Annotated in this window: 40 protein-coding genes, 1 tRNA gene and 1 pseudogene; 33 read left to right on the top strand and 9 right to left on the bottom strand. The window is 70.2% G+C overall.

Annotated elements, in window-relative coordinates:
* The first annotated feature begins 108 nt into the window (after positions 1-108).
* Positions 109-183: transfer RNA gene (locus B085_RS0121875), tRNA-Trp, on the top strand.
* A 569-nt stretch (positions 184-752) separates the two neighbouring features.
* On the opposite strand, the gene B085_RS0121870 is transcribed toward B085_RS0121875, so the two are convergent.
* Positions 753-1286 (bottom strand): hypothetical protein, encoded by a 534-nt coding sequence (locus tag B085_RS0121870; protein WP_018560726.1) that lies wholly within the window; start codon positions 1284-1286, stop codon positions 753-755.
* An 87-nt stretch (positions 1287-1373) separates the two neighbouring features.
* Positions 1374-1829: a helix-turn-helix domain-containing protein gene (locus B085_RS0121865; RefSeq protein ID WP_234018636.1), complete on the bottom strand. Its 456-nt coding sequence runs from the start codon at positions 1827-1829 to the stop codon at positions 1374-1376.
* A 250-nt stretch (positions 1830-2079) separates the two neighbouring features.
* On the opposite strand from B085_RS0121865, the gene B085_RS49460 reads away from it, so the two are divergent.
* The 19 genes from B085_RS49460 to B085_RS0121770 all read left to right on the top strand — a co-directional run bounded on the left by B085_RS49460 (position 2080) and on the right by B085_RS0121770 (position 10918).
* Positions 2080-2298 carry a helix-turn-helix domain-containing protein gene (locus B085_RS49460; RefSeq protein ID WP_018560724.1) on the top strand — a complete coding sequence of 73 codons (219 nt, stop codon included), beginning with the start codon at positions 2080-2082 and terminating at the stop codon, positions 2296-2298.
* Positions 2295-2582 carry a hypothetical protein gene (locus B085_RS0121855; protein ID WP_018560723.1) on the top strand — a complete coding sequence of 96 codons (288 nt, stop codon included), beginning with the start codon at positions 2295-2297 and terminating at the stop codon, positions 2580-2582. Before B085_RS49460 ends, B085_RS0121855 begins: the two co-directional genes overlap by 4 nt.
* Before the next feature lie 170 nt (positions 2583-2752).
* Positions 2753-2983: a hypothetical protein gene (locus B085_RS0121850; RefSeq protein ID WP_018560722.1), complete on the top strand. Its 231-nt coding sequence runs from the start codon at positions 2753-2755 to the stop codon at positions 2981-2983.
* The gene (locus tag B085_RS0121845; protein WP_158689800.1) at positions 2980-3729 is read left to right on the top strand and encodes a hypothetical protein; all 750 of its coding nucleotides are present in this window, start codon (positions 2980-2982) and stop codon (positions 3727-3729) included. Before B085_RS0121850 ends, B085_RS0121845 begins: the two co-directional genes overlap by 4 nt.
* Entirely contained in the window at positions 3726-4055 is a 330-nt protein-coding gene (locus B085_RS0121840) for a hypothetical protein (protein ID WP_018560720.1), read from the top strand. Before B085_RS0121845 ends, B085_RS0121840 begins: the two co-directional genes overlap by 4 nt.
* A complete protein-coding gene (locus tag B085_RS0121835) occupies positions 4052-5119 on the top strand; it encodes a YqaJ viral recombinase family protein (RefSeq protein WP_018560719.1) in 1068 nt (355 codons plus the stop codon). Before B085_RS0121840 ends, B085_RS0121835 begins: the two co-directional genes overlap by 4 nt.
* A 3-nt stretch (positions 5120-5122) precedes the next feature.
* A complete protein-coding gene (locus B085_RS0121830) occupies positions 5123-6094 on the top strand; it encodes a recombinase RecT (protein WP_018560718.1) in 972 nt (323 codons plus the stop codon).
* A complete protein-coding gene (locus B085_RS0121825) occupies positions 6094-6828 on the top strand; it encodes an exonuclease domain-containing protein (protein ID WP_018560717.1) in 735 nt (244 codons plus the stop codon). The genes B085_RS0121830 and B085_RS0121825 overlap by 1 nt, the downstream gene beginning before the upstream one ends.
* Positions 6825-7082 (top strand): hypothetical protein, encoded by a 258-nt coding sequence (locus B085_RS0121820; RefSeq protein ID WP_018560716.1) that lies wholly within the window; start codon positions 6825-6827, stop codon positions 7080-7082. The genes B085_RS0121825 and B085_RS0121820 overlap by 4 nt, the downstream gene beginning before the upstream one ends.
* A 14-nt stretch (positions 7083-7096) precedes the next feature.
* A complete protein-coding gene (locus B085_RS0121815) occupies positions 7097-7774 on the top strand; it encodes a hypothetical protein (RefSeq protein WP_158689799.1) in 678 nt (225 codons plus the stop codon).
* Positions 7771-8328 carry a RusA family crossover junction endodeoxyribonuclease gene (locus B085_RS43330; RefSeq protein ID WP_018560714.1) on the top strand — a complete coding sequence of 186 codons (558 nt, stop codon included), beginning with the start codon at positions 7771-7773 and terminating at the stop codon, positions 8326-8328. The genes B085_RS0121815 and B085_RS43330 overlap by 4 nt, the downstream gene beginning before the upstream one ends.
* Complete coding sequence (locus tag B085_RS45795) at positions 8325-8819, top strand: hypothetical protein (RefSeq protein ID WP_018560713.1); 495 nt, start codon at positions 8325-8327, stop codon at positions 8817-8819. Before B085_RS43330 ends, B085_RS45795 begins: the two co-directional genes overlap by 4 nt.
* A 5-nt stretch (positions 8820-8824) precedes the next feature.
* Positions 8825-9046, top strand: a complete 222-nt coding sequence (locus tag B085_RS0121800; protein ID WP_018560712.1) for a helix-turn-helix domain-containing protein — start codon at positions 8825-8827, stop codon at positions 9044-9046.
* Positions 9033-9341 (top strand): hypothetical protein, encoded by a 309-nt coding sequence (locus B085_RS0121795; RefSeq protein ID WP_018560711.1) that lies wholly within the window; start codon positions 9033-9035, stop codon positions 9339-9341. Before B085_RS0121800 ends, B085_RS0121795 begins: the two co-directional genes overlap by 14 nt.
* Positions 9341-9622 (top strand): WhiB family transcriptional regulator, encoded by a 282-nt coding sequence (locus B085_RS43315; RefSeq protein WP_018560710.1) that lies wholly within the window; start codon positions 9341-9343, stop codon positions 9620-9622. The genes B085_RS0121795 and B085_RS43315 overlap by 1 nt, the downstream gene beginning before the upstream one ends.
* An 18-nt stretch (positions 9623-9640) precedes the next feature.
* Positions 9641-9901, top strand: a complete 261-nt coding sequence (locus tag B085_RS43310; protein ID WP_018560709.1) for a hypothetical protein — start codon at positions 9641-9643, stop codon at positions 9899-9901.
* 13 nt (positions 9902-9914) lie between these two features.
* Positions 9915-10094, top strand: a complete 180-nt coding sequence (locus tag B085_RS49455; RefSeq protein ID WP_158689798.1) for a helix-turn-helix domain-containing protein — start codon at positions 9915-9917, stop codon at positions 10092-10094.
* Positions 10095-10147: 53 nt separating this feature from the next.
* Positions 10148-10384, top strand: coding sequence for a hypothetical protein (locus B085_RS0121775; protein WP_018560707.1), 237 nt, complete (start codon positions 10148-10150; stop codon positions 10382-10384).
* Positions 10385-10459: 75 nt separating this feature from the next.
* Positions 10460-10918 carry a hypothetical protein gene (locus B085_RS0121770; protein WP_018560706.1) on the top strand — a complete coding sequence of 153 codons (459 nt, stop codon included), beginning with the start codon at positions 10460-10462 and terminating at the stop codon, positions 10916-10918.
* A 32-nt stretch (positions 10919-10950) separates the two neighbouring features.
* Here the strand turns inward: B085_RS0121770 and B085_RS0121765 are convergent, their stop codons facing one another.
* Positions 10951-11136, bottom strand: a complete 186-nt coding sequence (locus B085_RS0121765; protein ID WP_018560705.1) for a type II toxin-antitoxin system Phd/YefM family antitoxin — start codon at positions 11134-11136, stop codon at positions 10951-10953.
* Between the two features lie 57 nt (positions 11137-11193).
* Here B085_RS0121765 and B085_RS49450 point away from each other — a divergent pair, with 57 nt between their 5' ends.
* From B085_RS49450 to B085_RS45790, 5 genes are all read left to right on the top strand, one after another.
* On the top strand, positions 11194-11697 hold the full coding sequence (locus B085_RS49450; RefSeq protein ID WP_158689797.1) for an endonuclease domain-containing protein: 504 nt from the start codon (positions 11194-11196) through the stop codon (positions 11695-11697).
* A 569-nt stretch (positions 11698-12266) separates the two neighbouring features.
* On the top strand, positions 12267-12551 hold the full coding sequence (locus tag B085_RS0121755) for a hypothetical protein (RefSeq protein ID WP_018560703.1): 285 nt from the start codon (positions 12267-12269) through the stop codon (positions 12549-12551).
* A gap of 2 nt (positions 12552-12553) precedes the next feature.
* Complete coding sequence (locus tag B085_RS0121750; protein WP_018560702.1) at positions 12554-13282, top strand: ATP-binding protein; 729 nt, start codon at positions 12554-12556, stop codon at positions 13280-13282.
* Positions 13279-13509: a hypothetical protein gene (locus B085_RS43300; RefSeq protein ID WP_051102133.1), complete on the top strand. Its 231-nt coding sequence runs from the start codon at positions 13279-13281 to the stop codon at positions 13507-13509. Before B085_RS0121750 ends, B085_RS43300 begins: the two co-directional genes overlap by 4 nt.
* Positions 13479-13721 (top strand): hypothetical protein, encoded by a 243-nt coding sequence (locus tag B085_RS45790; protein ID WP_018560701.1) that lies wholly within the window; start codon positions 13479-13481, stop codon positions 13719-13721. Before B085_RS43300 ends, B085_RS45790 begins: the two co-directional genes overlap by 31 nt.
* Before the next feature lie 277 nt (positions 13722-13998).
* Here the strand turns inward: B085_RS45790 and B085_RS51495 are convergent, their stop codons facing one another.
* Positions 13999-14133, bottom strand: coding sequence for a hypothetical protein (locus B085_RS51495; RefSeq protein ID WP_267881095.1), 135 nt, complete (start codon positions 14131-14133; stop codon positions 13999-14001).
* A 101-nt stretch (positions 14134-14234) separates the two neighbouring features.
* Between B085_RS51495 and B085_RS0121730 the strand changes: the two genes are divergently transcribed.
* The 5 genes from B085_RS0121730 (at position 14235) to B085_RS0121710 (ending at position 16816) form a co-directional block, all read left to right on the top strand.
* The gene (locus tag B085_RS0121730; RefSeq protein ID WP_018560698.1) at positions 14235-14492 is read left to right on the top strand and encodes a hypothetical protein; all 258 of its coding nucleotides are present in this window, start codon (positions 14235-14237) and stop codon (positions 14490-14492) included.
* Positions 14489-14977, top strand: a complete 489-nt coding sequence (locus B085_RS0121725; RefSeq protein ID WP_018560697.1) for a hypothetical protein — start codon at positions 14489-14491, stop codon at positions 14975-14977. The genes B085_RS0121730 and B085_RS0121725 overlap by 4 nt, the downstream gene beginning before the upstream one ends.
* Positions 14974-15333 (top strand): hypothetical protein, encoded by a 360-nt coding sequence (locus B085_RS0121720; protein ID WP_018560696.1) that lies wholly within the window; start codon positions 14974-14976, stop codon positions 15331-15333. Before B085_RS0121725 ends, B085_RS0121720 begins: the two co-directional genes overlap by 4 nt.
* A 79-nt stretch (positions 15334-15412) precedes the next feature.
* On the top strand, positions 15413-15673 hold the full coding sequence (locus B085_RS0121715) for a hypothetical protein (RefSeq protein ID WP_018560695.1): 261 nt from the start codon (positions 15413-15415) through the stop codon (positions 15671-15673).
* A 189-nt stretch (positions 15674-15862) separates the two neighbouring features.
* Complete coding sequence (locus B085_RS0121710; RefSeq protein WP_018560694.1) at positions 15863-16816, top strand: hypothetical protein; 954 nt, start codon at positions 15863-15865, stop codon at positions 16814-16816.
* A gap of 88 nt (positions 16817-16904) precedes the next feature.
* Here the strand turns inward: B085_RS0121710 and B085_RS49445 are convergent, their stop codons facing one another.
* The 3 genes from B085_RS49445 to B085_RS43285 form a co-directional block, all read right to left on the bottom strand.
* A complete protein-coding gene (locus B085_RS49445; RefSeq protein ID WP_158689796.1) occupies positions 16905-17849 on the bottom strand; it encodes a hypothetical protein in 945 nt (314 codons plus the stop codon).
* A gap of 101 nt (positions 17850-17950) precedes the next feature.
* Positions 17951-18244, bottom strand: coding sequence for a hypothetical protein (locus tag B085_RS50955; RefSeq protein ID WP_202470552.1), 294 nt, complete (start codon positions 18242-18244; stop codon positions 17951-17953).
* Positions 18245-18390: 146 nt separating this feature from the next.
* Positions 18391-19140 (bottom strand): Ku protein, encoded by a 750-nt coding sequence (locus B085_RS43285; protein ID WP_018560690.1) that lies wholly within the window; start codon positions 19138-19140, stop codon positions 18391-18393.
* Positions 19141-19267: 127 nt separating this feature from the next.
* Between B085_RS43285 and B085_RS0121690 the strand changes: the two genes are divergently transcribed.
* Positions 19268-19462 carry a hypothetical protein gene (locus B085_RS0121690; protein ID WP_018560689.1) on the top strand — a complete coding sequence of 65 codons (195 nt, stop codon included), beginning with the start codon at positions 19268-19270 and terminating at the stop codon, positions 19460-19462.
* A gap of 12 nt (positions 19463-19474) precedes the next feature.
* On the opposite strand, the gene B085_RS48215 is transcribed toward B085_RS0121690, so the two are convergent.
* Positions 19475-19942, bottom strand: a complete 468-nt coding sequence (locus B085_RS48215; protein ID WP_158689795.1) for a DUF6233 domain-containing protein — start codon at positions 19940-19942, stop codon at positions 19475-19477.
* Positions 19943-20580: 638 nt separating this feature from the next.
* On the opposite strand from B085_RS48215, the gene B085_RS0121680 reads away from it, so the two are divergent.
* On the top strand, positions 20581-24828 hold the full coding sequence (locus B085_RS0121680; protein WP_018560687.1) for an AAA family ATPase: 4248 nt from the start codon (positions 20581-20583) through the stop codon (positions 24826-24828).
* 108 nt (positions 24829-24936) lie between these two features.
* On the top strand, positions 24937-25299 hold the full coding sequence (locus B085_RS0121675; RefSeq protein WP_026251302.1) for a CU044_2847 family protein: 363 nt from the start codon (positions 24937-24939) through the stop codon (positions 25297-25299).
* A gap of 217 nt (positions 25300-25516) precedes the next feature.
* On the opposite strand, the pseudogene B085_RS0121670 reads toward B085_RS0121675, so the two are convergent.
* Positions 25517-25794 (bottom strand): annotated as a pseudogene (locus B085_RS0121670) (ISAs1 family transposase); the annotation flags it as partial.

The following is a 25794-nucleotide window of genomic DNA, read 5'->3' as shown; positions in this document are numbered from 1 at the left end:
CTCGCACCGAGCCGCGCGCCGCGGGCAGTCACAGCCGCGCACTCGACGTCACTCCCAGGAAAACACGTGGCCCCACCACCGCCTCACGTGCCAAGGTGAAGCCACCGAAGGGGTGTAGCTCAGCCCGGCCAGAGCAGCGGACTCCAAACCCGCATGCCGCAGGTTCAAATCCTGTCGCCCCTGCAAGGCGTGGCGAGGTCGCAGCCCTCGGACCTGGGAGAACCTGGCACCTGCCGCTCCAGGAATCCGGGGGCACCCTCTTCGAAGATCGTCTGCTCGCTCGATGCTCGCTCGAAGTGCACGGCTCGCCAGGGAGTTGGTTGGGCGGCCGACAACGGGGCTTCTAGGCCTACGGGCTTGACACGTGGCCATACTTATTGCCCCAGGTCCAAGCCGGTGATCGGCTGTCGGCATGGAAGAGGTCGTAGTACCGCTTGGCGCAGCATCGCGCACACCACTTCTGTACTGTGCCCACGCAGCAGCCTTGATCTCCGCTTCGCACCCGCTGACCTACGCGCAGCGCCGCGCCTCGGGCACGAATCCAATACGACCACATCGGATACGTACGGACATCTGCTGCCGGAGGCCGATGACGACGCCATGTCTACCGAGGCAACGCTCAGCCCGCCACGTCCACCACACTGCCGCCTGCGCAGTGTCGGCTGAGAGGGGAACGTAGTCTCTCTTGCTACCGCCGTTGTGCTGCCTGGTCACGCTGAAGGGCCCCGGCCATCAACCGGGGACTGTCGCTGTCAGACGTGGTCGCGTGCGCTGTCCGCCGGCGTCCCTCTGCCGCCTCGCCGGGGGGCACTGCTGCCGAGGACGGGGGATCGGGCGTGGACCAGCCGGGGTACGCCGGGCCGGGCCTCGGGTGGCGCGATCTTGCTGAAGCGGGCGGCCCGCTCCTCCAGAGTTTCCTGCACGAGCTGGTTGTACTCGCCGGCCAGCTCGGCGTACTGCTCTTCCAGTTCTTCGCGGCGGGCGCGCTCCTTGGCGAGGATGCCGAGTGTGTCGCCGATGTGCTTGGCGAGGATGGCCACGCTTCCTGACCGGTAGGCAGTCGCCTGAGTCAACTTCACCTCACGCTCGGCGAGTTCGGCCGTGCGTCGGCTGCACTCCTCGTCGAAGCGGACGCGACGCTCGGCGAGTTCGCGGTATGCGTCTTGCGTCTGGGCGTCGCGGCGTCGGAACCAGCGCTGCATGGACCTGGTGGCGATGGCCCCGACGAAGGCGACGGGCAGCAGGACCACGCTGATGTCGTGAACGGTGGGGTTCTCCTCCGCCATGATGGCGCCTACGGCAACGCCGCCCGCTACGCCGCCGACAGTGGCAACTGCGACGGTGGACGGGGGGGAAGCGTCGTTGCATCCCCATCACCCCCTTGCTCTCGCACCTCCCGAGTTGTCCAACTCGTTTTGCAGGCGTCGCGCGTGCTCGATGTTGGCAATCAGCATGCTGCGGATGCTGGGGTCGTGAATGCCCCATGCGTCGGCGGCCAGTTCGGGGGTAAGCGGTTGAATCGGTTCGGATTGTGAGCCTACATCCTGATTTGGGTATTTCGGGCTTGTCGTGGCCGAGACGACACCCGCGGTGATCAAAAGAGTCCACACGTCGGTGTGTAGGGCTCGGGCGAGGCCTTCGAACTGGTTGGGGTGCGGCAGGGTGATGCCGTCGACCATGCGACTCACCGCGGATTGGCTCATGCCGGTCGCGGCCGCGAGCTGCTTCCGTCCGCCGGCCCCGCTGGTGAGGTCGTAGCCGGCGCGTTCGGCGAGTTCGACGATCAGTGCGCGGAAGCGCTCCACCGTCGTCTCGGATGTGTCGTCCATACTCCGCATGCCTCCAAGCTAGCGCGCATGCATGCACTACGGGAAGGCGTGCATGCACGCATTAACCCAGGTGATCAAGGCGTGTTGCAATATGCCCAGGTTGGGGCGGGGGTGCGCCGGAGGCATTCACCCTAAAAATCACACTCTAATCACCCCGTGTCTTACTTGCATGCGCGCGTGCACATGCATAGCGTGTATGCATGCACGCACCTCATGCGTGCATGCATGGCAAGTACGACTAGGAGTGAACGTGCCCGAGCTGGTACTTCGCACGTCCTACCTCCGCGAGAAAGCGGGGGAGGCAGGGGACACCACCGAAAGCAAGATCGCTCAGCGCGTGGGCGTCCGGCAGACAACGATCGCCCGCCTGCTCGCGGGTGAGACCTTCCCGAGCGTCCACACGCTGTTCGTCCTCGGGGCCGCCTACCGGCTCTCGATGGACGAGCTGATCGCCGAGGTTCCGCGATGACCCGGCGGCCGTGCGGCTGCGTGGTCGTCCAGAACTACGACTACGACGAGGCTGCCGAGAAGCTGCGGTGCAAGAAGCGGTTTCTGCAGGACAACATCAGCCGCCTCCCGCACCAGAAGATCGGCGAATCGGTTTCGTTCTGCGACTGCGAACTCCGCGAAATCCAGGAGCGCCACCGCGTGATGCCGCTCTCGACGGCCGACGCGCAGACCTCTCCCGCGCCGACAGCGCTCTCCGCCATCCGCCCCTCGGGGTCCGGAAGGAAGCGCGCGGCCGCCTCATGAACGCGGGGCCGTCGGACCTAGCCCGTCCGAACAGCCCCGCCGACCACGAGCCCTCAACCACCAGAAGAAGAGGAACCCGTGAAACCCAATGCTAGCCCGCAGTGCCCGGCGATGACCGTCCTCGCCGGCCTCGCCTCGCCTGACGACAACCCGGCTGGAGGCGACCACTGATGGAACTGATCAAGCTGTGCATCCTCGCCGCCATGGGCATCTGTGCCCTGGCCGTGCCCGTGACGATCGCGCTGTACCGCGCGCTGACCGACCGGAGTCCGGCGCCTCCGGTTGAGGAGCACGACCACGAGACGTGCAGGCCCTGCGCGGAGCTGAGGCACCCCGCGAACGGTGCCGCCCGTGCGGCCCTCGGCAGCCTGCCCCGCCCGCGCCTGGGAGGTATGGCATGAGGGGCGAACCGCGACAGGCAGACCACGTGAAGACGGCGCTGATCGCGCGCGCCGAACCTGGCACCTGGGCACGCGTATTCGTCTACCGGGCGTCCAAGACCGCGCAGCAGATCGCGCGCATGGCCAGGCTCGGCGAACTCGGCGCGTACAGCCCGGCGGGGGACTTCGAGGCGTACGCCTCGCTCGTCCCCGACGGCTCGGCCGTGTGGGTCCGCTACGTCGGCGACGGCCCCGTCCCGCCGCCCCTGCCGCAGCGCATGACAGTCCGCGTCCCGGACTACGGGACCGGCCCGGACTACCGCGGCGTGCGGATCGTCGAGGTGGAAGTCCTCCCGCTCTGCCCCGCCTGCGGTGGCCCGCGCGGCTTCGACCGCATCACGCCGGACCGCTTCCAGCGAGACGACGCCTGGCACACCCGTGACCGCTGGGACAACCCGTGCGGCCACAAGGACATGTACGAGGACGTCCTCGCGGAGGCCCGAAGCCTGGCGCTCAAGGTCAGCCGGAGCCCGTCGGCCGATGACGTCGACGGCGGTAGCCACGCGGCAGCCGTCCGCTTCCTCGTCGAGGGCGCCGCCGCGAAGCGCTTCTTCCACGCCAAGCAGGCCGCGCAGGCTCTCCATGAGGCAGGGCACACCGAGGCCGCCGGGATCATCCGCGAACAGCTCCAGGCCCGGCGGGGCGCGATGTCCGCCAAGCAGGCCGCGCACCACCTCCACACCGTGGGCGGGGGCGGGCCCCGATGACCTCCAAGACGGCCGAGACGGCCAAGACCGCGCGGCAGGTTCACCCGCTGATCACCGCGATCGAGGACGTTGCCCGGCGGCGCACTGCGGCTTCGGATGACCCGACGCGGTTCAAGCGGCTCACCCGGTACTACGCCGACGCCATCGTGCGCGGCGAAGAGCCCTGGCCGCCGTCCCTCGACAGCCACGACGCGGTCGGCATCGCCGCCCACATCGAAGCCCTGGCCGGCATGCGCCGTATCGAGGCCGCCCGCCACCCCGTCCGCCACCGCTGCGAGAGCTGCCGCGGCGCCATCTTCATCATGACCAGGAGGGCCCCCGTATGACCCTGACCACCGAGCTGGCCGGGGCCCTGGCCCTGGCCGCTGGTCGGCCCGAAGCGCCGACCGCCCACCTGCTGCTCCCCGCCGACGCGCCCGAGTCCGAGTGGCACGCCGTGCGCCGCGCCGGAATCGGCGGCTCGGACGTCGCCGCGATCCTCGGCCTGGCCGGGAAGTACTCCAGCCCCCGACACGTCTTCGAGGCCAAGCACGGCCGCTCGACCTTCGACGGCGACACCGAGTACGCCGAAGTGGGGCGGGAGATCGAAGACTTCATCGCCTACCTGTTCAGCAAGCGGTCCGGCGTCACCGTGGCCAAGCCCCCCGGCACGCTCGTCCACAACGAGCGCGCGTGGATGCGCGCGAACGTGGACCGCTACGCCCTCGACGAGGACGGCGGAGTCGTCGCGCCCGTCGAGTGCAAGAACCGCAGCGAGTACCAGATCGACGACTGGGAGGACGGCGTCCCGGACGCCCCGGCCCTCCAGGCCCACTGGTACATGGCGGTCGGCGGCTGGGATTACGCCTGGGTGACCGCGCTCGTCGGCGGCAACAAGCTGAGGTTCCACCGCCTGGAGCGCGACGAGGAGATGATCGGCTACCTCGTCGACTACTGCGGCAAGTGGTTCCAGAAGCACGTGGTGGAGGGCTTCCCGCCCCCGCCTGACGGCCTGGAGGCCACGACGAACCTCCTCGCCAAGCTGTGGTCGGTTAAGCCCGACGAGGTCGCCACCGTCGACCTCGCGAAGGCGAAGGAGCTGCTGGCCCGGCGGGCGGACCTCAAGGCGCAGGAGAAGGCGCTCGATGATGCCTTGCGCACGGTCGAGAACGAGATGCGCCTCCTGACCGGCAAGGCCGCGATCGCCAAGGCCGACGGCAAGCAGGCGTGGTCGTGGAAGGCCAACGGCACGTTCGCGTCGAAGAAGTTCCGCGAGGCCCACCCCGATCTGGCAGCCGAGTACACGACCGATGCGCCGGTGCTGGACACCGAGCGGCTGGCTGCCGACCACCCCGAGATCTATGCCGAGTTTCGAGCCCGCGTTCTGCGGCCGTCCAGGAAGGGCCTGTGAGCCATGACGACATCTCTCAAGGACCGGGTCCGCTCCGCGACCACGGCCAACCCCCAGCGCATCACCGCGCGGAGCCTGACGCCGGAGGGCATCATCCCCGCGCAGCAGGCCGACGACCCGCATGCCGCGCAGACGGCGATGGACTTCCTTCGCCGGTACGAGCAGCACTTCGCGGAGGCGCTGCCCGCGCACGTCGACCGTGACAACTTCTTCGCGGCCGTGCGGGCGGGCCTGCCCCCCCTGGGCCGCTGCTCGCCGGCGAGCGTCCTCCAGGCGCTGCTGGCCTGCGCCCGGTTCGGGCTCGTCCCGGACGGGCGCCGGGCGGCGATCGTCGCCGACGAGGGCCTGGCCGTGTTCGTGCCGATGTACCAGGGCTACATCGAGCTGATGCACCTGTCGGGGCAGATCGACTCGGTGCGGGTCGGCCTGATCTACGAGGGCGACGAGTGGCACTACGAGCCGTCGGCGCCGCCGCCCGACGACTTCACGCACAAGGCGCGCGTGGAGCTGCCCCGCGAGCAGCGCGGGGAGCCGATCCTCGCGTACGCGTTCTGCTGGATGAAGGGCGGCGCCCGCTCGCAGGTGATCGTCCTCAGCCGGGAGGACGCCGAGCAGATCCGTCACGAGCACAGCCGCGCCTATCAGCGGGCCCAGGAGTCGGGGCGGCTCGATTCGTTCTGGCACCTGCGGTTCGACGACATGTGGACGAAGTCGGCGATCCGTCGCCTGCCGAAATATGTGCCTATGTCGCCCGAGTTGGCTGCTCTGGCGGCTGCGGACGACGCCGGGGACACCGGTAGCCCGCAGATCCTCCACGCCCCGCCAGCGACCCGCGAGGCGGCGTGGATCGCGGCCCGGCAGGACGCCGAGGCCGAGGCGCCGCAGGTGCCCCTGCGCAGGGTGAGCGAGTCCCGCACGGTCCTGGTGAAGCGGAACACGCTCCGCCGCCGCGCCATCCGGAAGGGGCGCCGCTGATGTCCTGGCACGAAGGGATCCTTGTCGGCCTCGACTTCGAGACGAGCGGCACGGACCCGGAGACGGACCGCATCGTGACGGCCTCGGTCGTCTACTGGCAGAACGGGCAGACGCTCGACTCCCGGTCGTGGCTCTCGGACGCCGGTGGCGTCGAGATCCCGGCCGGGGCCACGGCAGTGCACGGCATTTCGACCCGGGTGGCCCGCTCTGCGGGCCGCCCGGCCGCCGAGGTCGTCGCCGAGGTGAAGATCCCGCTTGCGGAGGCCGTAGAGCGCGGCCTGCCGATCGTGGCGATGAACGCCTCCTTTGACCTGACGATGCTGGAGGCGGAGGCCGTCCGGTACGGGCAGCGCGGCCTGTTCTCGGTGTCCGTGCCGTACGTCCTGGACCCGCGGGTCCTGGACAAGCACACCGACCCGTGGCGGCCGGGCCGCCGGACCCTGACCGACCTGTGCGGGCACTACCGGGTGCCCCTCCTCGACGCGCACTCCGCGCACGCCGACGCCGAGGCCGCGTGCGCGGTGGTGTGGGAGATCGCCGCCCGGCACGACTGGCTGACGGACCTGAGCCTGGAGTCCCTGCACGAGGACCAGGCCCGCTGGGCGCGGGAGCAAGCCGTCGACCTGCGGGAGTACTTCGCCCGCACGCCCGGCCGGGAGCACCTGGCGGCCGGGGTCCGTGAGGACTGGCCGATCGTCCCGTTGTGGCCGGTGGGGCTGGGTGAGCGCGTATGAGCCCCCTCGCTGCGCTCCGCGCCCGGGCCGGCCGCCTGCGGGCGGCGATGTCCGATGCGACGACGACGTTCCTCGAGGACCTGGGCGCCCTCGACGACGACTGCGACGGCGACCCCGAGATGGGCGAGGTCGACGCCGACTCCAACGACTTCGAGCAGTGCCAGCGCGAAGGGCGCCGGACCCCCCACGCGATGCGTGGCGACGGGTCCCGCCGGTGCTGGAACTGCGGACACGAGACAGCGGGTGACCAATGACGACCGTAGAGACCATGGGGCCTGACTACATCCGGCTCCCGCAGCCGGACTGCCCCGACTGCCACTGCTGCTCCGCCGTCCTGTGCGCGCGAGGCCGTACGACGGTGTCGGCCTGCGCCGGTAAGACCTCCCGCGAGGCCCGCGAGATCGTCGACGGCTGCCCGTGCTCGGCGCAGTCGACGACGGGCACCGCGGCCTGGCACGCGGCGAAGATCTCGCTGACCCGGCTGGCCATGGGCAAGGGCCTGTCCGGGGAGGCGGAGGAGCTGCTGAGCGGCCTCGCCACCGGTGAGGTGCTGGACGGGCTGCTCGGGCCGCTGGAGGAGCTGACGCGGCGTTGGCTCGTCGAGTTCGTGGACCTGCGGCCGCAGCCGACCGACCTCGGGCACGTGTACCTGTCGGCTCGCCGGCTGGACGAGTGGAAGCGCGGCCCCGTCGTCGTCATGGACGTCGACGAGCGGGAGCGCACCGCGCAGGTTGTTGTGACCGCGTGGAAGACGGACGAGCTCGTGACCGTCCACGTTGACCAGCTGGTGGGCGCGAGCGGCCTCCAGCCGGGCGACCTGCCCGGCAAGTTCATGGAGGCGGCCGCGAACTGTGCGGTGGAGGACGCGGACCACCTCGTGCTCCTGGAGATCCGCATGGCTCCGGCGCTCGCGTCGTGGGCCGGTCCGGCCGGTGGTGCCGAGTGAACGCGCCGACGTTGTTCGAGGAGGTCCCCGCCCCTGCGGCGGGGGCCCTCCCCCCGCTGGCTCTGTCGCAGCCGCTGCTCGTCGTCACGGCCCGGGGCGTGCCGGGGCCGCAGGGATCCAAGACGCGCACTGCCAGCGGCGGGATGCGGGAGTCGTCGGCGAAGGTGAAGCCCTGGCGGGACACCGTGGCCTGGCGGGCGCTGGAGGCCCGCACGAAGAAGCGCGGATGGCGTCCCCTGCTCGGCCCTGTGGCGCTGTCCGTCGTGTTCACCTTCGACCGGCCCAAGAGCCATTACGGCAAGGGCCGGAACGCGTCGAGGCTGCTGCCGTCGGCCCCGGTCCGGCCGGACGTCAAGCCTGACCTCGACAAAATCCTGAGGGCCACGCTCGACGCCCTCACCACGGGCGGGGTGTACCGGGACGATGCGCAGGTCGTCGACTTCCGGGGACTCGGCAAGCACTACTCGACGGACCACGGCCGGGTGCCCGACGTCCTCGACGGCCCGGGCGCCGTAATCCGCGTCTGGTCCCTCGCGGCCGGAGGTGACGGGTGACCGGCGCGGGCGGCATCACGGTCGAGGAGATCGCGGCGGCCCTGGATTCGGTGCTGGTGGTGCGGCATGCGACGGACGAGGAGATCGCCGCGGCCCTGACCGGGCCAGACGTGTCGTGTGCCTCGGTGGCCCGGCTGCTGCGCTGCCGTAAGGACCGGGTGTCGCGGATCCGCCGGGAGATGGGCCTCGCGCCCTACCAGCGCGGTCGGCGGCGCACGGCCGACTCCTGGGAAGAGGCGTACCAGGCGCGGACGGTCGCAGTCGACGGCGGCCACATGCACTGGACCGGGTCGACCGGCGTGCGCGGAACACCCGTGGTCGGCCTCGGCGGGCGGTACCGCACCGCGTACCGGATCGGGTTCGAGATCCACCACGGGCGGGAGCCCGAGGGGCCGGTGCTGCACCTGCCGTCGTGCGACTACCCGCGCTGTGTGGCCGGCGCCCACCTGGCCGACACGTGGCTGCGCGCCTTGATGGCGGCGAAGCCCTGACGGCGATGGAGGGCGACACCTGGCGCCGCGACGTCGACTACGTGGCCGTGCGGCGGGTCGTGGACAACGACCTGCCGCTGCCGGTGCTGCAGCCCAAGGAGCAGCGGGTGGCCGCAGAGCTGATATTCCAGGCCGAGGTCGACGACAAGGACGCCGCCCGGCGGCTCGGCATCAGCGAGCGGACCGTCGCGCGGTGGCGGGAGGCGGCGGCCGATGTCGTTGCTTGACCTGGTCTTCGCGTACGGCGCCGCCGTCGACTCCGCCGCCCGCACGGCCCCCATGTGGGGGCCGCCCGTCGGCCTGGCCGCAGCCGGCGCCGTGTGGTGGCGGCTGCGCCCGACGGGCCGCCGCCGCGGTATCCGGACACCCGAGACGCCTGTCCCCGGACACGGGGACAGGGCTGAGGACACCGCCCCCGAGGTGCCCGGGGGCGGTGCTCTGACCTGCACGGACACGCGCCCGGACGTGTCCGTGGACACCGGCCCGGACGTGTCCGGGCGCACGGGAGGAGATCACGCCTGATGCCTCGCCCCAGCCGCTACGCACCCGACACCTCCGCCCGTCCTCCGCACTGGAGCGACGACGCCGAATGCAAGACGCACGAGGACCCCGACATGTGGTTCGCGGACCCGCAGAAGGACCGGCTGTCGGTGATGGAAGCCAAGCGGCTGTGCGGCCTCTGCTCGTGCCGCGTGCCCTGCCTCGACCGGGCCTTGAACAGCGGCGACCCCTGGGGGATCTGGGGCGGCCTGGACCCCGACGAACGACGTGCCCTCAGCTCCAGCAACCGGACCGCTGCGTGACGCAGGAAGGAACCACCCATGCCCCAGGGGCAGCGGCCCACGCCGCCTGTCACCGGGGTCGTCCTCAACTGGAAGTCCTGGGACCACTGGTCCGACCTCCAGAAACCGTGCCGCTACTGCGGTGGCCTCACCAACCTGCGCGACTCCAAGCGCAAGCCGGCGCACAAGGTGTGCGCCGAGGAGGCCATCGCCCAACAGATCGCCGAGCAAGCCGAGTCGTACGAGAACGAGAGAAAGGCGCAGCGTGAGCAGCAACTACCGGACCCGCTTGAAGGGTGAGGAACGGTCCGAGATGGCAGGGCGCATGGCCGAGCTGTACGTGGCCGGGTCGTCGGTCCGCGCCGTCGCCGAGTACTTCGACCGGTCGTACGGGGCGACGTGGGAAATGCTGCAGGAGATGGGCGTGAAGATGCGCCCACGCACCCGCCGCAAGGCCCCCAAGACCACGGCCGCCGAGGGAGGCGGCGCGTGAACGCTCGCCCGTACTGACCGGGCTGGGCCCTCCTCGCCGTCGCCGTCGCGTTCATGGCGGCCCTCGCCGCCGGGTGCATCCACGTCGACGGCGACCCGCCCCCCGCCGACTGCACCAGCCTCGGCCTCGCCGGCGCGGCCGTCGCCCCCGAGGCCACCCGCGGCCCCAGCTCGTGGAAGAAGGCCGACCCGCCCCGGCCGGCGGCCAGGCCGTCAGGCCTGACGTCCTCGAGCGCCCCCCGCCACCGCAAGGACATCGACATCGACATCGAAGTCGGACCCTGCGGCTGACCCCCAGACCGGCCCCCCGGGAACCTGCCTCCCCGGGGGGCCCTCTCCCTGCCCTCACAGCCTCGGAAAGCCCTCATGACCACCAGCGCCCCACCGCTGCCCGGAAGGTACTTCCACGGCGGCATCCCCGGCCTCAAGCCCGGCGACCTCCTCACCCCGCACGAACCGAACTACGTCGACGGCTGCGGCATCTGCGCAGCCAAGAAAGCCGGCCAGCAGCCCCACGTTCCCGGCCTCGGCATCGTCGACCCCCTCACCGAACGACCCGACCGCGTCTACCTCACCAGCGACCGCGAGTACGCCCGTTGGTACGCGTCCCTGTTCCCCCGAGGGGACCTGTACGTCGTCGAGCCCGTCGGCGACGTCGAACCGTCCACCGAGGACCTGTTCCCCTCATGGGCGGTCGAAGCCGCCCGCGTCCGCACCGTGTACGACCGGTACGTCCAGCTCACCGACCGGCAACGCCGATCCCTCAACCGCCGCTGGACCGCGCTGGACCTCGCCCGGCAGGCAGCACGGAGGGCCGACCGATGATCACCTATCGGCCGGCTCGCAGTTGCTCGTGGTCAGCTCTCGCCGAGAGCCGTACGGGCGCGCTCGTAGAACTCGTGGGACACGAGCACAGCCTGCGGCTTATCGCGTCGGGTCAGGATGACCTGCTCCCCGAGCAGACGCACCTTCGCGATCACCTCGGTCAGGTTGGCGCGGGCCTCGGACACTCCCATACGCACCACGGTGGGCGACTCACTCATGCGATCAGGGTACATGTCGGTCGAACTTGCAAGTGCGTCGGCTTGTACAATTCGGAGGTGGTCAAGCAACGGATTGCACCCCTATGCCCGCATGCCCAACTTCGGCTGAGCGGAGTACAGGGGGGCAGCGAGAAGACGGACGACGGGCCGAAAGCGACACAGTGTCTGGATTACGGGCACACCCGGCGCCCGAACCGCCGGTGCACCCACGATCTCTACCGGCTCAGCTGCGCCCAGTACGACGCGATGCGTGACCGTGCTCAAGATCGGTGCGAGATCTGCGGCGTCCTCGACCGTGAGACGCCGCGCGGCCAACTGGTCATCGACCACTTCGAGGCACGGGGCGTGTTCTTCGTTCGCGGCCTCCTCTGCGACCGGTGCAACTCGGTGATGCAGCGACACGACCGCAGCGCCCCGTGGGGGCCCCGGTCGCTGCCTTTTGCCGACAAGGCGAGGGCATACCACCTGAACGCCTTCGGGGAGCCCGGCCCGGACCGTCTGCGCCGCGCGGACGAGGCGATCCGCAATCGACGGAACTGGTCCGAGGGGAGGCATGCGTGAGCCTGGACGCGCAGGACTGGGTTTGGGAGCACTCCAAGGCCAAGAACACGAGCCGCCTGGTCATGCTCGCCATCGCGGACAAGGCGCCCCCCGGCGGGGACTGCGTGGCGTACGCCGGGACGACGATGCTCATGAAGCGGGCCAACGCCTCGAAGTCTGCGGTCGTTGAGGCCGTGGACCGCCTCGTCGACTCCGGTGAGCTGGAGATCGTCGAGGGCCGCAAGGGGCCCCGCGGTGAGACGGTCTACCGCCTGCCGGGAGCCTGCGGCTACCGGCGTAGCGGGTCCGAAGGGGGTCCGGATTCCGTACCGGAGGGGTCCGGGTTCGACACCGGTAGGGGTCCGGAATCCGTACCGGTCCGGAAACCAGACCCGTCCGGATTCCATACCCCGGGGGGTCCGGAATCCGTACCGGAGGGGTCCAGATTCGACACCGGTAGGGGTCCGGAATCCGGACCCCAGAACGCAAGTAACGCAAGTAACGCATCACGAACGCAAAGAGCGAGTTGCGCGGATGCACCTTTCCGCAGCGGCTCTGGCCAGTCCACCGATCAGCCTGACGGTCTCCACGTGATCCCGGACGACTTCGCGCTCAACGACACGATGCGCCGCTGGGTCCGAGCCACCTTCCCGGAACTCGATCCCGACTTCGAGACAACGCAGTTCGTCTCGTATTGGCGCGCAGAAGGCAGGCGCAAGCGGAACTGGCGGGAGGCCTGGCAGAAGTGGATCCGCGACTCAGCCAAGCGGACCCGCGACCAGCAGCAGCGCCCACATCTTCGCACCGTGAAACCCGGCGGCTACCAGCCCTTCCAGCCGCCGACCGACCCATCCGTGTACGCGAACGGATTCTGAACATGCCCGAGCCCTCAACCATCGCAGGCGGTGCCGTCCTCGAGCGCTTCCAGCGCATCCTGGACGCCCGCGGCCTCGGCCACATCACGGCCGGGCCCACCGACAACCAGCCCAACCCCGACGAGCCCGGCCACCCGGCCTTCCACCGCCGCCAGCGCACCGAGATCGCCCTCAGGCGGTGGGCCACTGCCACCCCGTACCGCTACCAGCAAGCCACCGCCACGCACCCGGCCATCCTCGGCTGGGTGGGCCGCGTGATCGACGACCCGCGCACCGCAGGGAGCCTGTTCCTGACCGGGCCGTTCGGTACCGGCAAGACCCACGAGGCGTACGGTGCGTTGCGCCGGGTCGCCGAGGCCGGACCGGACCGCTTCGAGGTCATGGCGGTCACCGCGCCCGACCTGTACGCCCTGCTTCGGCCGGGCGGCAGTGAGCGGGGCGCCGAGTACGAGCTGCGGCGACTGGCCACGGTCCCGCTCTTGCTCGTCGACGACCTCGGCACGGAGAAGATCAGCGAGTTCACCGAAGAGGCGACGTACCGGCTCCTCAACGAGCGGTACAACCACTGCCACCCGCTGATCATCACCAGCAACCTGCCCGCCTTCGACCCCAACGGCGTTGACCTCGTCGACAAGCTCGGCGAACGCATCGCCTCCCGCCTCGCCCAGATCACCACGGTCGTGGCGATGGAGGGTGCCGACCGCCGGCGCCAGGCCGGAGGCGCGGCATGAACCGCACCGTCATCCGTGACCTCGGCAGGGCCCTCCGCGTCCTCGGTGAGCACGGCGACCGGATCACGCCGACCGAGGCCACGACGGAGCTGCTGGACGAGATCGCCGAAGACCTCTTCCGTGCCCGCCGCCTCCTTGCCGAGGCCGACCGGCCCCGGCCGACCACCAACTGCCGCGAGCACCCGAACGGGGCCCGGTGGAGCCGGAGACCGACGGCGAATGCCTGATCTGCGGCATCCGTCGGGGTCGCGGCAAGGCCCCCGTAGTCCCGCCGCACATCGTCCTGGCCGCCGTCCAGCAGCACGGCAACGGCGAAGCCGCCCGCCGGTTCGGCCCTGCGGCCGTCGCCCAGGCCCTCGCGACAGCAGGACGCGGCAGCCACCAGCACGCGCCGCAGACGCGGCCCCAGCCCAACGACCGAGAGGACATGGCCGCATGAGCCAGCTCGAACCCCTGCCATACGTCCACCACCCGACCGGGATGCGTTGCAGCGCGATCCGGTTCCCGGACTGCTGCCCGCCGCAGCCGATGGGCTGCCGCTGGTGCGGCCTGCCTGCGACCGGCCACGGGCGGCAGACAACGCGGTCAGGGAAGGCCCACACGTGGGAGCACCCGACGGCCGACCAGATCTACCGGCGCATGAAGGCCCGGCGGCGGCTGGTTCGTGAGAGGACGGCGGGAGCCGTCGCGGTGTCCGCCCGGTGCAACGGGGTGGCTCACGACTCGATCGGGTCGTGCGTGATCGAGGCCCCGGAGGGCGGTGACGTCGCCACGTCGGCGGCCGCCGCGGTGCTCGTGCAGCCGCCCGCCGAGAAGGCCGCCCGGTGTGACGGGATGGGTCGGAGGTCCATAGCGTGATCGAGGACCCCGACCACCGGGACGACCACGACGACGGCGACGGCAACATGTGGCCGGTCCAGCCGGAGGAGCGGGAACCGGCGGAGGCGCAGCCGTGAAGCGCCTCGTGCTCGCCGAGGACCTGGTCCGGTACCCGCCGGCCCGCGACGACTTCGGGCACCGGCCCCGGCGCATCGACCACGGCAAGTGCGGGGCCTGCGACGCCTGCGGCACCGATGTGGAGCGCGATGTGTGCACCCGCTGCATGCACCTGGTCCCCGGCACCCCCGGCCGCTGGCGCCGCGACTACGTGGACTGGCCGTGCACGTCGGCGATCGTGCTCGGCCTCATCGACCCAAGGGAGTTCGAATGATCAGCACAGCTCGAACACTGCTCACCCCGACCGGCGATCAGCGCCCCGTGGAGAGGGCCGCCGTCGACAGCATCCTCGACGTCCACCCGCCCGAGATGTTCCTGTGGATCGTCTTCACCAAGCCGGACGGCGGCGCCCGCGTCTGGCACGCGTGGACCGACGGCGGTACCGGTCTGGGTGACCGCATCGACGGCCTCGCCACGGCGGCCGGCATGGACGCCGCCGACTGGCTCCACATCGGCGACCGCCACTGCCAGCAGTCCAGTCGGGGCCGCATCGAGATCCAGGCGTACCCGCTGCGCCCGGTCCTCGCCGACGTCCAGGCCGGAGTTCGAGGCCCCGACGACCGGCGCACCACGCTCCGCGAGTTCGTCGACCTCGCCGCAGAGCTGAACGGGCAGAGGAGGCGCCCCGGGGAGCCGCCGTGGCTCGGCTACGGCCCCGCCGTCGTCAACCGAGTGCGCCAGGCCGGGAGCCGCGCATGAGCCGCACCGGCGGATTCCTCGTCCTGTTCCACTGCCTCACGTGCCTCGTCCTGGTCGGGCTGAGCGTGATGTGCGCGGATCACGACGCCCCACTGTTCGGGATCGTGTTCGCCGCCCTGGCGCTGCTGCCGGTGCGGGCGATCCGCTGCCTGTTCGACGAGGAAGCCGCCGAGATGCAGCGCGCGCAGATCCGGCCCGTGCAGCCCCAGCTCGGCGACCTGGGCGGCCCGATGCCCCGCACCGCCGCGAAGGCCGCCGCGGTCGTCGCCCGCACTGAGTGCGACCGGTGGTGGTCGTCGCTCGGCGCCGAGCACGACCAGGACTGCCCCCACGCCCCCCGCCTCACCGAGACGTGACCAGCAGACGAGCCCCCCGCCCCGCTGTAACCGGGGCGGGAGGCCCGCACCCCGCAACCTACCCCGCAGGAGACCAGTCATGACCCCCCAGCCCAGCCCAAACGATGAGCTGCGCCGCATCGCCGCCATCGTCTGCGACACCGACCGCGGCGAGAGCCCGTTCGCATGGAGCGACCCCGAAACCGACCACCCCGCGCCCGATGCCCGCACCGTGGAGCAGATCCACGCCTGTGCCGACCAGCTCGACGAGGACGCCCGGGAGATTGCCGGGCCGGATGCGGTGCACCCGGTGGCCGCCAAGCTCCGCGCCATGCTCCGCCGCCGCGGCGGTGACCAGTGAGGGGCGTGCACCAGTTGGTGGCCGTCGCCCTCGCCGCCGGCGCCGCTGCGTACCTCGTCGGCCGCCGCCAGGCCCGCCCCCGGTGGGCGCCCGACTGGGCCGCCCCGCCCCGTGCCTGACGTCCACCCGCGAACCGCCCGGCCGGACGACTCCCCGGCCGGGCGCCCCATCCCCCTCAGGAGAAGCGCCATGAGCACCACCACGCGGCTGACCCAGGGCAGCCCCGCCACCACCACGACCCTCGTCGTCACCGACCGGCACCGCGACGTCGACGGCCAGCAGCTCCTCGTCGGCCGATTCTGGAGCGAGCCCGGCGAGACCGGTACGCAAGGCGTCGCGTCCGGACCCGGATTCGTCGCCCTCGCCGACGACTTCCCGCCCGGCGCCCGCCTCACCGTCACCGCGCGGGTCGACGCGCCCACCATTAGCGCGGACACCGCGCCCGGACACGCGGACACCGTGTCCCCGGACAGCGTCCGGACAGCGTCAGAAGAGCCCATGCGCCGCGCCGACGTGCGGGCCGCGATCGACGCCGCATTCGAGATCACCGGCACCGGCAGATGCGACCACCGGTGCACCTGCGGCCACCCGCACATCGCACACAGCCTCACGAAGTACTGCATGGGCTGCCGCGCCCGCTGCGCCCACACCGACGGCCACGGCACCGGCGACTGCCCCCAGCTACTGGACGAACTCCACGCCGAACTCCCGAAAGTTGTCAACCCCGAGATGAAGCCGCAGGCCACGACCGTGCCCGAGCTGGACCGGGTCGACGTGGAGGACCTGGTCGGCTGGCTCGGCACCGTTCTCCCCCAAGACGTCCAGCACTTGGCCATCGGTGCGTGGGGCAACGCGTGGGACGGTGCCGAGGCCGCCCGCGCCGGCCTGGCCGCCGTCCGCCAGGTCCTCGCCGACGACGACCACCCCCTCGACGAGGACGCCGACCTCGGCCGCGCCGTCGCCGACCGCATCGCCCGCCACCGCGGCCGCGCGGCCACCCTCGCCGCGACCCTGGACGAGGTCCTGGGCTACTTCACCCACGACACCCACCCCGGCGAGAAGTGCAAGCAGACCGGGCACGTCCGCGTCGCCACCATCGACCGGTGGCGGCACATTCTCGCGAGCAGCCAGGACGCACCCTGACCCCGGACATGACAGCGGCCTCCACCCGGGAGAGTTGGGGGCCGCCGACGTATATCGAGCAGGGCTGTTGAGCAGCGCGCCGAGGCGTCTACGGAGCCTGAGCTGGCTGCTGTTGACCGTTGGCCGCCGCCGGAGAACCCGGAGCCACCGAGGGGGCCACCATGGCCTGCACCAGCACCATCAGTACCTCCCGTCGCTGCTCTTCAGTCAAGCCTGCATCAACAATCAGGCGCTCCGCGGCCAGGTACCTGGAGAACTCCAAGGGCTGGTCGAAGTACGACCGCAGGTGCGTGGCCGCGGACTCCTGCGACTTGACGAAGGTCTTGCTCACATACCCGGCCAGAGCTGCGGAGACGGCCCCCAAACCGCCTGCCACGATGCTTCCAGTCGCGTTGCTCGCTTTCAGGGCCACAGCGATAAAACCAACGAGGAGCGCGAAGCCGAGCCCCATGGAGATCTGAGCGTTCCGGAAGGATTTTTTGGCCTGGTCCTGAGCGATGATGTGATACAGCTCCAGGCGTGCATGCGTAAGTTCCCATTGCTCGGCAAGTGCAATTCTGCGTCCTTCCTGAGGTGGAACTTCCGAGTTGCCGCCTTGGCGCGGAGTCGGAACGTCGGTGGCCGTTCCGTCCCCGGGCCGCCCGTACCAAACGTGAAGGTCTCCGTGGAGGTCTCCGCCGATGACAGGGTTGGCGTCTCCGCGTACGGCATTTTCCAAAGATCGCTCAGCTTGGCGGACGCGGTCGCGACTTTCGCGGATAAGTGAACTGTCTCTCCTGTAGTACCGGAGCAGCACATAGGTTGCGGGTACGCTCAGCGCAAAAACGATCGCCGCGTAATTTTGGCGAGTACCCGTATCGTCCGATCTCAGAGCAGCGATCATGAATACCGCCGCTGAACCGAGTAGCACAAATGCCGTGATGGCGGCCGCTAGCCGAACGCTGTGCGGGTCGCTGAGCGGACGGCGCCTCTGGGCCCCGTCGCCGGAGTTCGGTACCTCGGGTGTCTCACTACTCGGCATGCGGATCAGCATGCCGAGCTCCCTCTGCAACGTCCACCGGTTCCCTAGCACTGAGCAAACGAGACGGCCCCCACCCGGCACAGGTGGGGGCCGCAGCTCGTTCAGGCCTCAGCTCACAGGCCGCGGTCGCTGTTCCACTTGCTGACATACATCGCGTAGAAGACGTTGCCGATGCCCGCCGTGCAGAACAGGAGCACCAGGTGCACCATCGCCGACTGGCGCTTGCGTCGCCGGCCGAAGCCGCCCACGGCAGCCGCGGCCGACGCCGACGCCGACGACGCCGCACTGTTGTTGATGATGATGGGCGGCGGCGCGTACCCGTACCCGGGCGGCGGCGCCCCGTACGGCTGCGCGGGCGGCGCAGCCTGTGGCTGGGCAGGGGGTTGCTGATCTGGTGCAGCGGTCATGGTTGGGGCCCCTCGAAGTCTGGTGTGCAGGGTGCGGGACCGAACGATAGGGGGCGCACAGGGGAATCCCGTGGCAGAACGCCCAGGCGTCCCACGAACGAGGCGGCGCTCGATCGTGTGCCCGCAGAGCGCACAGCAGGCGCGCGTCAACGCCCCCCGGCCTCCCGGATGCTCGCCTCCAGCGCCGCCATCAGGTCCACGGCCGGCACCGGCTCCTCCAGCCCCGCCCCCGTCATCTTCGCCACCACCAGCTGCTCGAGCGCCGCCGCGTACTCGTCGTGCAGCTCGGCGATCTCCACCCCGGCGAGCTGGTCCATCAGCAGCTCCGCGAGCTCCAGCTCCCGCTCCGTCACCGGCGCCGACGAGGACAAGTCGCCGGGCTCGCGGATCTCCTCCGGCCACAGCAGCGTGTGGAGCACGAGCATCCCGTGACGGGGCCTCAGCACCGCCAGCCGCTCCCGCGTGCGCAGCGTCACCTTCGCCAAGGCCACCGTGCCGTGCCGCGCCAGAGCCTCCACCAGCAGCGCATACGGCCGGTGCCCCTGCTCGCCGGCCGCGCCGACCCAGTACGGCTTGGAGTAGAGGATCGGGTCGACGTCGCGCTCGTCGACGAACCCCAGCACGTCCACGGTGCGCTTCGTCGGAAGCGGGAGCGCGGCCAGGTCCTCATCGAGGAGCACGACGGTCCGGCCGTCCGGCCGCTCCCACCCCCGGGCGATCTCCGACTGCGGGACCTCGACGTCCTCGCTCTCACACACCCGCCGGTGCCTGATCCTGGAACCATCGCGCGCATGAACCTGATGGAACCCGGTGCCGTGCTCCTCGGTCGCCGAGTACAGGTGGACAGGCAGGCTGACCAGGCCGAACGTCACGTAGCCGGTCCAGATCGCGCGCATACCGACAGCGTGGAATGCGGGGCAGCCCGGTGCACGGTGGACTAGCCCGCCCGGCGCTGGCCCTGCCTCGCCCCTATTGCGGTAACGCCACTATCCTCGCGGCACAGGTCCGCGACCAGGGGGAACCATGGAGATTGCCGCGCTTGCGATCATGGTCATCGGCGGCGCATTGCTGGCGACCGACTACCGGGACACGGTCCGGCGCTTCCTGAGCGTCGTGAGCCCCAGCCACGTCCTCACGCGCGGCTTCGCCCGGGCCTTCGGAGCAGGGTGGGCCGTTTTCGGCGTTGCGTTGATCGCAATCCTGCTCACCGGTCACTGATCGGGCGTCGCGTCAGCCGCGAAGCACCGCCTCGGGGCGACACTCCTCGCACGGCGAGACGATGTCCACCTCCAGTGCCACCAGCGCCTCCTGCCGGTTGAGCGTGCCGCCAGCGGCCTGCCGGCAGCGCGCCCGGTGCAGGATGCCGCGCCCGCCGTCCACCGGCACGTGCGCGAGCTTCCACCCCGCCGCCGGCTCCCGCCCGGCCGGCTCCGCCGATGGCTGGCCCGGCATGCGGACCGCCTCCGGCGACCACCAGTAGCGCCGCCAGTAGTGCACCGGCCACCCGTCGCCCTCAAGGAAGCACACCCGTATCAGCAGCGTGACCCGCCCGTCGGCGTGCCGGAACTTCACGAACACCGTCGCCTGGTGCCACTGCCCGCCGACCCGCACCTCCACCCGCGGCCGCCGATCCGACGGGTACGCCTCCACGTCCGCCCCGGGAACACCCGTCGGCAGATCCCCGTGATGGACCCGCACCACGTCACCATCGAGGAACTGCTCCTAGACCGGGCTCACCGCCCGGGACTCCATGCGCATCCCAGCCTCGTCCCAGTAGAACCACGCGCGGCGACGGCCATCCGGCAGGGCCGGCCAGAGGGTCAGGTGGAGCGCGATCCGCCCGTCCGGGTGCTCGCGGCGCTCCGTCGCGATGGCCCGGTACGGGCGCCCGGCGATCTGCAGGCGGACCCTGGGCCGGTTGCGCTCCGGGTACGCCTCGGTGACAGCGACCGGCTCGGCGCCGTCCCCGGGACGCCGGGGCGGTACTCCACCGCATCACGCCAATCGATCACATGTTCGACTGTAGGGCGAGGGGAGGACGCAGCCAACCCCGGCCGCCGCCGGTCACCCCTTCGAGTGGCCGCCCGCATCGGCAGCCGCCCCGGCCAGGCCACCGCCCAAAGAGAGATCGCCCCAACGCGCGCGTGTATCGGCCATCCGGTACGTCGTGCCGAGGACCTCGTCGTCTGCGCGGACCACCCGGTCGCTTGTGCCGCGAGCGAGGCCATGACGCTAAGTCACATCGCTGCTGTGCAGCGCGAGTTGTGTGAGGGGGCTGCGCCGAGGATGCTGACTTGTGGCGTGTCACGCAACAAGTCAGAGAACCGGGGGAGTCCATGGCTGGGCAGGGGAGCGACGTTCTCGAGGCGTCGCAGGTGCGGATCTACTCGGCCTCCGGTGAGGTGATCGGTGCCGGGTTCCTCGTCGCTGCCGATGTGGTGTGCACCTGCGCTCACGTCGTCACCCGAGCACTAGGGGTGCCAAATGCCGCGGATCAGGCGCCCGGCAAGCCGGTGGACCTTGACTTTCCGCTGCTGAACGGCCGCCCCCGGGCCCAGGCCACCGTGGTGTCCTGGCGGCACGGCGGGGCGGACGTCGCGCTGTTGCGGCTCGACGCGATAGTCGAAGGCGCGCGTCCAGTGCCGCTCGTTGACGGGACCGGCGTATGGGGACATACCTTCCGGGTGCTCGGCTACCCGGCCAGCGCCGACCGTGGCATCTGGGCCTCAGGCACACTACGCGCCGGGCAGGGCTCGGGCTGGGTACAGATGGAGGCGCACGGGCCGGGGCCGCGCGTCGCAGAAGGGTTCAGCGGGGCCCCGGTCTGGGATAATGAGCAGGACGGTGTCGTCGGGATGACGGTTGCCGCGCATAGGGGCGAGCGCACCGCGTATCTGTTGCCGTCAGCCGACCTGGTCGACGAACGGATTCTGCGGCCGCGCTGCCCGTTTCAGGGACTCGCGGCGTTCACGGAGGACGACGCGGAGTTCTTCCACGGCCGCGACAGCGACACCGCCCGCGTGTACACGGCCGTGCGCAGGCGCCGGGTGACACTGGTGGCGGGGCCTTCCGGTTGCGGGAAGTCGTCCCTCGTACGGGCTGGAGTGTTGCCCCGGCTGCGGGCCGACGGCGTAAGGGTGTCTGAACTGCGGCCCGTTCCCGGGGTGCGGCCTGCAGCTGTGCTCGCCCGGGCGCTGACCGGCGTACTGGAAGCGGGGCTCGGCGAGATCGACAGGATCGCCAAGGCCGAGGCACTGACGGGCCTGCTGGAGACCAGCGCCGATCTGCCCGCAGAACTACGCGCCAGGGTCCTCGCCTCTGGCGATAGTGCCGGGCACGTCCTCTTCGTCGACCAGCTCGAGGAGTACGCAGGCGCCGAGCCGGATGCCGCGCGCGACCTCTTCGGGCTGCTCGCCGCCCTAGCAGGCGAGGATGGCGCGGCCACGCTGCGGGTCGTCGCTACCGCGCGCCCCGACTCCCTTGATGTGCTGGTGACGGCCGACACGTCCGACCTCGTCAGTGACGCAGTGCAGTTCCTCGCGCCGCTAACAGTCGACGACCTGGAGCGAGCGGTGACCGCGCCCGTTGACGCCGTGCCCGGGCTCTGGTTCGAGCCAGGACTGCCGAAGCGGATCGTCGCCGACGCGGGCAACCAGCCCGGGCGGATGCCGCTGGTCCAATTCACCCTGACCGAGCTGTGGAAGCGCCGCACTCGCTCGATGCTCACCCACGCCGCCTACGACGATCTGGGTGGCGTCGCGGGTGCCCTCGTCACATACGCGGACGATGCCCTCGCCGGACTGACTAAGGCGCAACAGGAATGTGCTCGGCGGCTGTTCGTGCAGCTGGCCCGGCCCGGCGAGGGTGACGTCTTCTCCCGTAAGCCCACCCGCACCGCCGACCTCGCTCCCGAACTTCTTGCCCTGGCACGGGAGCTGGCCCCCGGCAAGCTTGTCGTCCTCTCCAGCGCACCAGGTGGGACCGAGCAAGAGGAGATCGTGGATCTGGCGCACGAGGCACTCACCAATCTCTGGCCGCGCTTAAGGCAATGGCTGATCGACTCCCGGGACTTCCGACTCTGGCAGGAACAGCTGCGGGCCGACCTGCACCGCTGGCAGGAACAACACCACGAGCCCGCTCGCCTGCAGAGCGGATCCGACTTGGCCGAGGCCGACCGCAGGCTGTCCGAACACCCCGAGGACATCTCCGCCGACGAGCGCAGCTATATCCAGCTCAGCCGCCGCCACGCCAGGCGCGGCGCCCGCCTCCGGCAGGCCGCCGTTGGGGCGCTGGCGGTTCTCACGGTGCTCGCAATCGTACTGGCGCTGTCCACATACCAGAACCTCAAGCGGGCCGAGGAGCAGCTACGCACGCAGGCCGCGGGCCTGCTCGCCCAGGCCGCCGAAGACCGTCCGGGCGGCGATCCCGCCACCGCGTTGCAGCTCGCGCTGGCCGCGTGGAAAACCAAGCAGACTGCCAAGACCCGCCAGGCCTTGCTGCACCAATACTCGCGAGGACAGTATCTAGTCGCTAGCTACCCGTCGGTATGGCGGGGCCGGGTCACCGGAATGAACGCCACCCCCGACGCCCGCACCCTCGTCGTGCAGTCGAAGCCTGGTGGCGGCGACCGGAGGACGGTCACTGTGGTCACCGGCGCTCTCCGAGGTACGCCCCGGGCGCGGGAGCTTAGCGGTGTCCCGGAAGGGGAGATCCCAGCCGCCGCCATCAGTCCGGACGGCCGGTTCTTTGCCGCGACCGCAGGCGGACGGGTGCAGCTGTGGCGGCTGAGCGACCCGAAACACCCTGCCATCCTTAACCTCGGCGGCCACAAGGTTCCATCGAGATTCGAGGCGACCCTAGACTTCAGCAGCGACGGAAAGCGGCTGCTGCTGACGATGAGCGATCGCTCTGCGGAGTGTTACAAGGACACCCAGCAGTGCGCTCCCACCTTCGCTGACGCGTGGCGGGTGCCAACCGGTACCCCCCTTCACCTCCCTGACGGGCTTGTCCCTGAGACGGGGTTGAGGGAGGCTGCGTTCACCTCCGACTCGAACACCGTCGCGACAATCAGCACCGGCAAGGAGCTGCGCAAGCGTATCGAGATCAGAGATTTCACCACGGGCCAGTTGCGTTACACCTCCACCACCGGAGGAGACGATTTCGCGGCGCTTCGAGCGGGTGGTGAGATCCTCGTCAGGACGGACACCACGTACGCACAGGCACTCGATCGCACCCCTGGCCGCAGGAGCGAGCTGCACACTGGCGGCGAGCCGGACGCGACCTCCATGTATGGAGTCGACGGGGCAGCAGGCGCATACGCCCCAGGGCTCTCGGATGCGGAGTACGCTGAGCCGGCCATTACGGACCTCCGCACCGGGCGCACGTACCGCACCCGCATCCCGACCTCTGGCAGCACTCCCACCGATTACACGGGTGTCGCCGCGGCGCCGCGCGCCGACGGCGGGCTCACTCTCCTCGTGCCCGTTGGCACGGCGCTGATGGCGGTCCGGGCCGAGCCGGCGGGCAGCGAACGGTTCTCGGAGAACAGCGCTGGCGACGAGAGGTACAAGGTGTCGCCCAACGGGCGCTTCATCGCCCGGGCCACCCACCGGAACCTTGAGGTCCTAGACGCCTCCCGCACCCGCCGCCAGTCGGTGCCGCTCCCGCCACCGGCCGGAGCAGTCGACTGGCTGCCTGTTTGGACCGCCGACTCGAAGCGGATCGTGGTGTGGGGTGAGAACGACAACCTCTACCGGTCGTACTCCGTTCAGGACCTGAGTGACAGCGTGTCGTTGACTGGCGTCGTCCCGAGAGCGAGGAAAGTCGACGGTGTCGCCCCGCTACAGGGCAGCGAGATCGGCCTGCTGGCCAAGGACGGGACACTCACGCGCGTCGACGTCACCGACGCGGCCGTGCTCGCCCGGCCGTTCTTCGTCCACCCCACACCGACTTCCGCCGGCTCCACCAATGAGCTCTCTATCAGTGGCAACCTGATCGCCCGTCCCGGGCACCCCGGACAGGTCGTCGCGGTCACCAGGAGGGGAGCCGTGCGCGGAGAAATCCTATTGTGGGATGTGCGTGTTCCTCGGCGCATTACGACGCTGTCGGGGCCGTCCATCAGCACATCGTTCGCCTCCTTTACATCCGTCACCAGCCCGCTCGCCTTCGACGCGGACGGCTCACGCCTAGCCGTGAAGAACGCCGACGGGCAGGTACGAGTTTGGGACGTGGACGGCAAGAAGCAGCTGAGTGATGGAGCGCTCGTCTCGGCTGGTGACGCCCTGGTCGGATTCGGACCTGGTGGCAGCGTTGTCACGTACGTCACGGCGAAGCATCAGGTCCTGGTCTACGACCTGAAAGGCGACGGTCTCTCCGGCACGCTGGCAGTTTCGGGGGATGACTGGACAGCGGGTGTCGTGGACGGCCGCCGTCTGACCATCGACACCGGCGACCTGCACCAGACCTTCGACCTGCGCCCCGACGCTCAGTTCCGTGCCTTGTGCGCTGCCGCAGGGCGCGACTACACCTCAGCCGAACGCAAGCGTCTGCCGGAGGGAACCCCGTCAAGGCCGCCCTGCGCCTGACAGGTCCCGCGGGCGATATGTGCCCTACGGAAGCCCCAACTGCCACGATCCTGTAACCGAGCTACTTACTGCCCGTCCCTCGTGTGCGGCTTCTGCACAATTCTGCTCATGACCGACTCACAAGAATTCTCTCTCGATGACAGCACAACGGTTCGGTTCGTTGTCGCGGGGGAAGCTCAACCAGGCCTGGAGGAAGCGGACTCCTCGGGCGATATCGGACCGCTTGTCCCCGTGGCCCGGCGCGGGCCGGCCATCGCTGCCGTTGCCGCCGATGTGCTGCGCAACACGCTCAAGCCCCTCGGCCCTCTGGTCCAAGAGGTGCACGATGCGGTGATGGCCGGACCCACGCCGCCTACCGAGGTTGCCGTCACCTTTGGCGTGCAGCTCGGACAGGACTTGAAGTTGGGCATTGTCAACGGCAGCGGGCAGGCACATCTGACGGTCACCGCCACCTGGAAGCCTGGGGCGTGACGGATGCAAGATTCGTAGCCTCGACGCGTTCCATTCCTTGCGTGGCCGGTCCGAGGCAGGGAACGTGCGTCGCGTCTGGCACACAGGCCCCTCTTTGTGATTCTCGGAGGGGTAGCAGTGGCCATGTCGCGCACCCTAACCCCGGGCACTGGCACCGGGCTCGTGACGCATCAGGGCAGGTGGAGAAGTGGGCGCCTCGGCGTGGGACAGGGCTTGATCAAGTTCCGTAGGTGTCTGGATCGTTGGTGATGCCCAGGATGCGGAGTGCTCGCTCGGGTTCGTTGCGAATTGCGCGGGTGGTCTTGGCGATGTTGTCGGCTCCGAGGATTTTCAGCACGCCGATGGCGAGGTTGCGAAAGGTCGCCATGGCACGCGGTGCGGTCCCGGTGTGGACGGTGGAGGCGTCCTCGGCGAAGGTGACGTCCCTGATGTGGTGCGAGGAGTTCTCGATTCCCCAGTGCCCGCGAATCGCAGCGGCCAGGTCGGCAGGGCCGG

It is taken from the genome of Streptomyces sp. BoleA5, assembly GCF_000373665.1.
Classification (GTDB): Bacteria; Actinomycetota; Actinomycetes; order Streptomycetales; family Streptomycetaceae; genus Actinacidiphila.
Note: the sequence above shows the minus strand (reverse complement) of the source record. Positions and strands in the feature narration are given on the sequence as shown.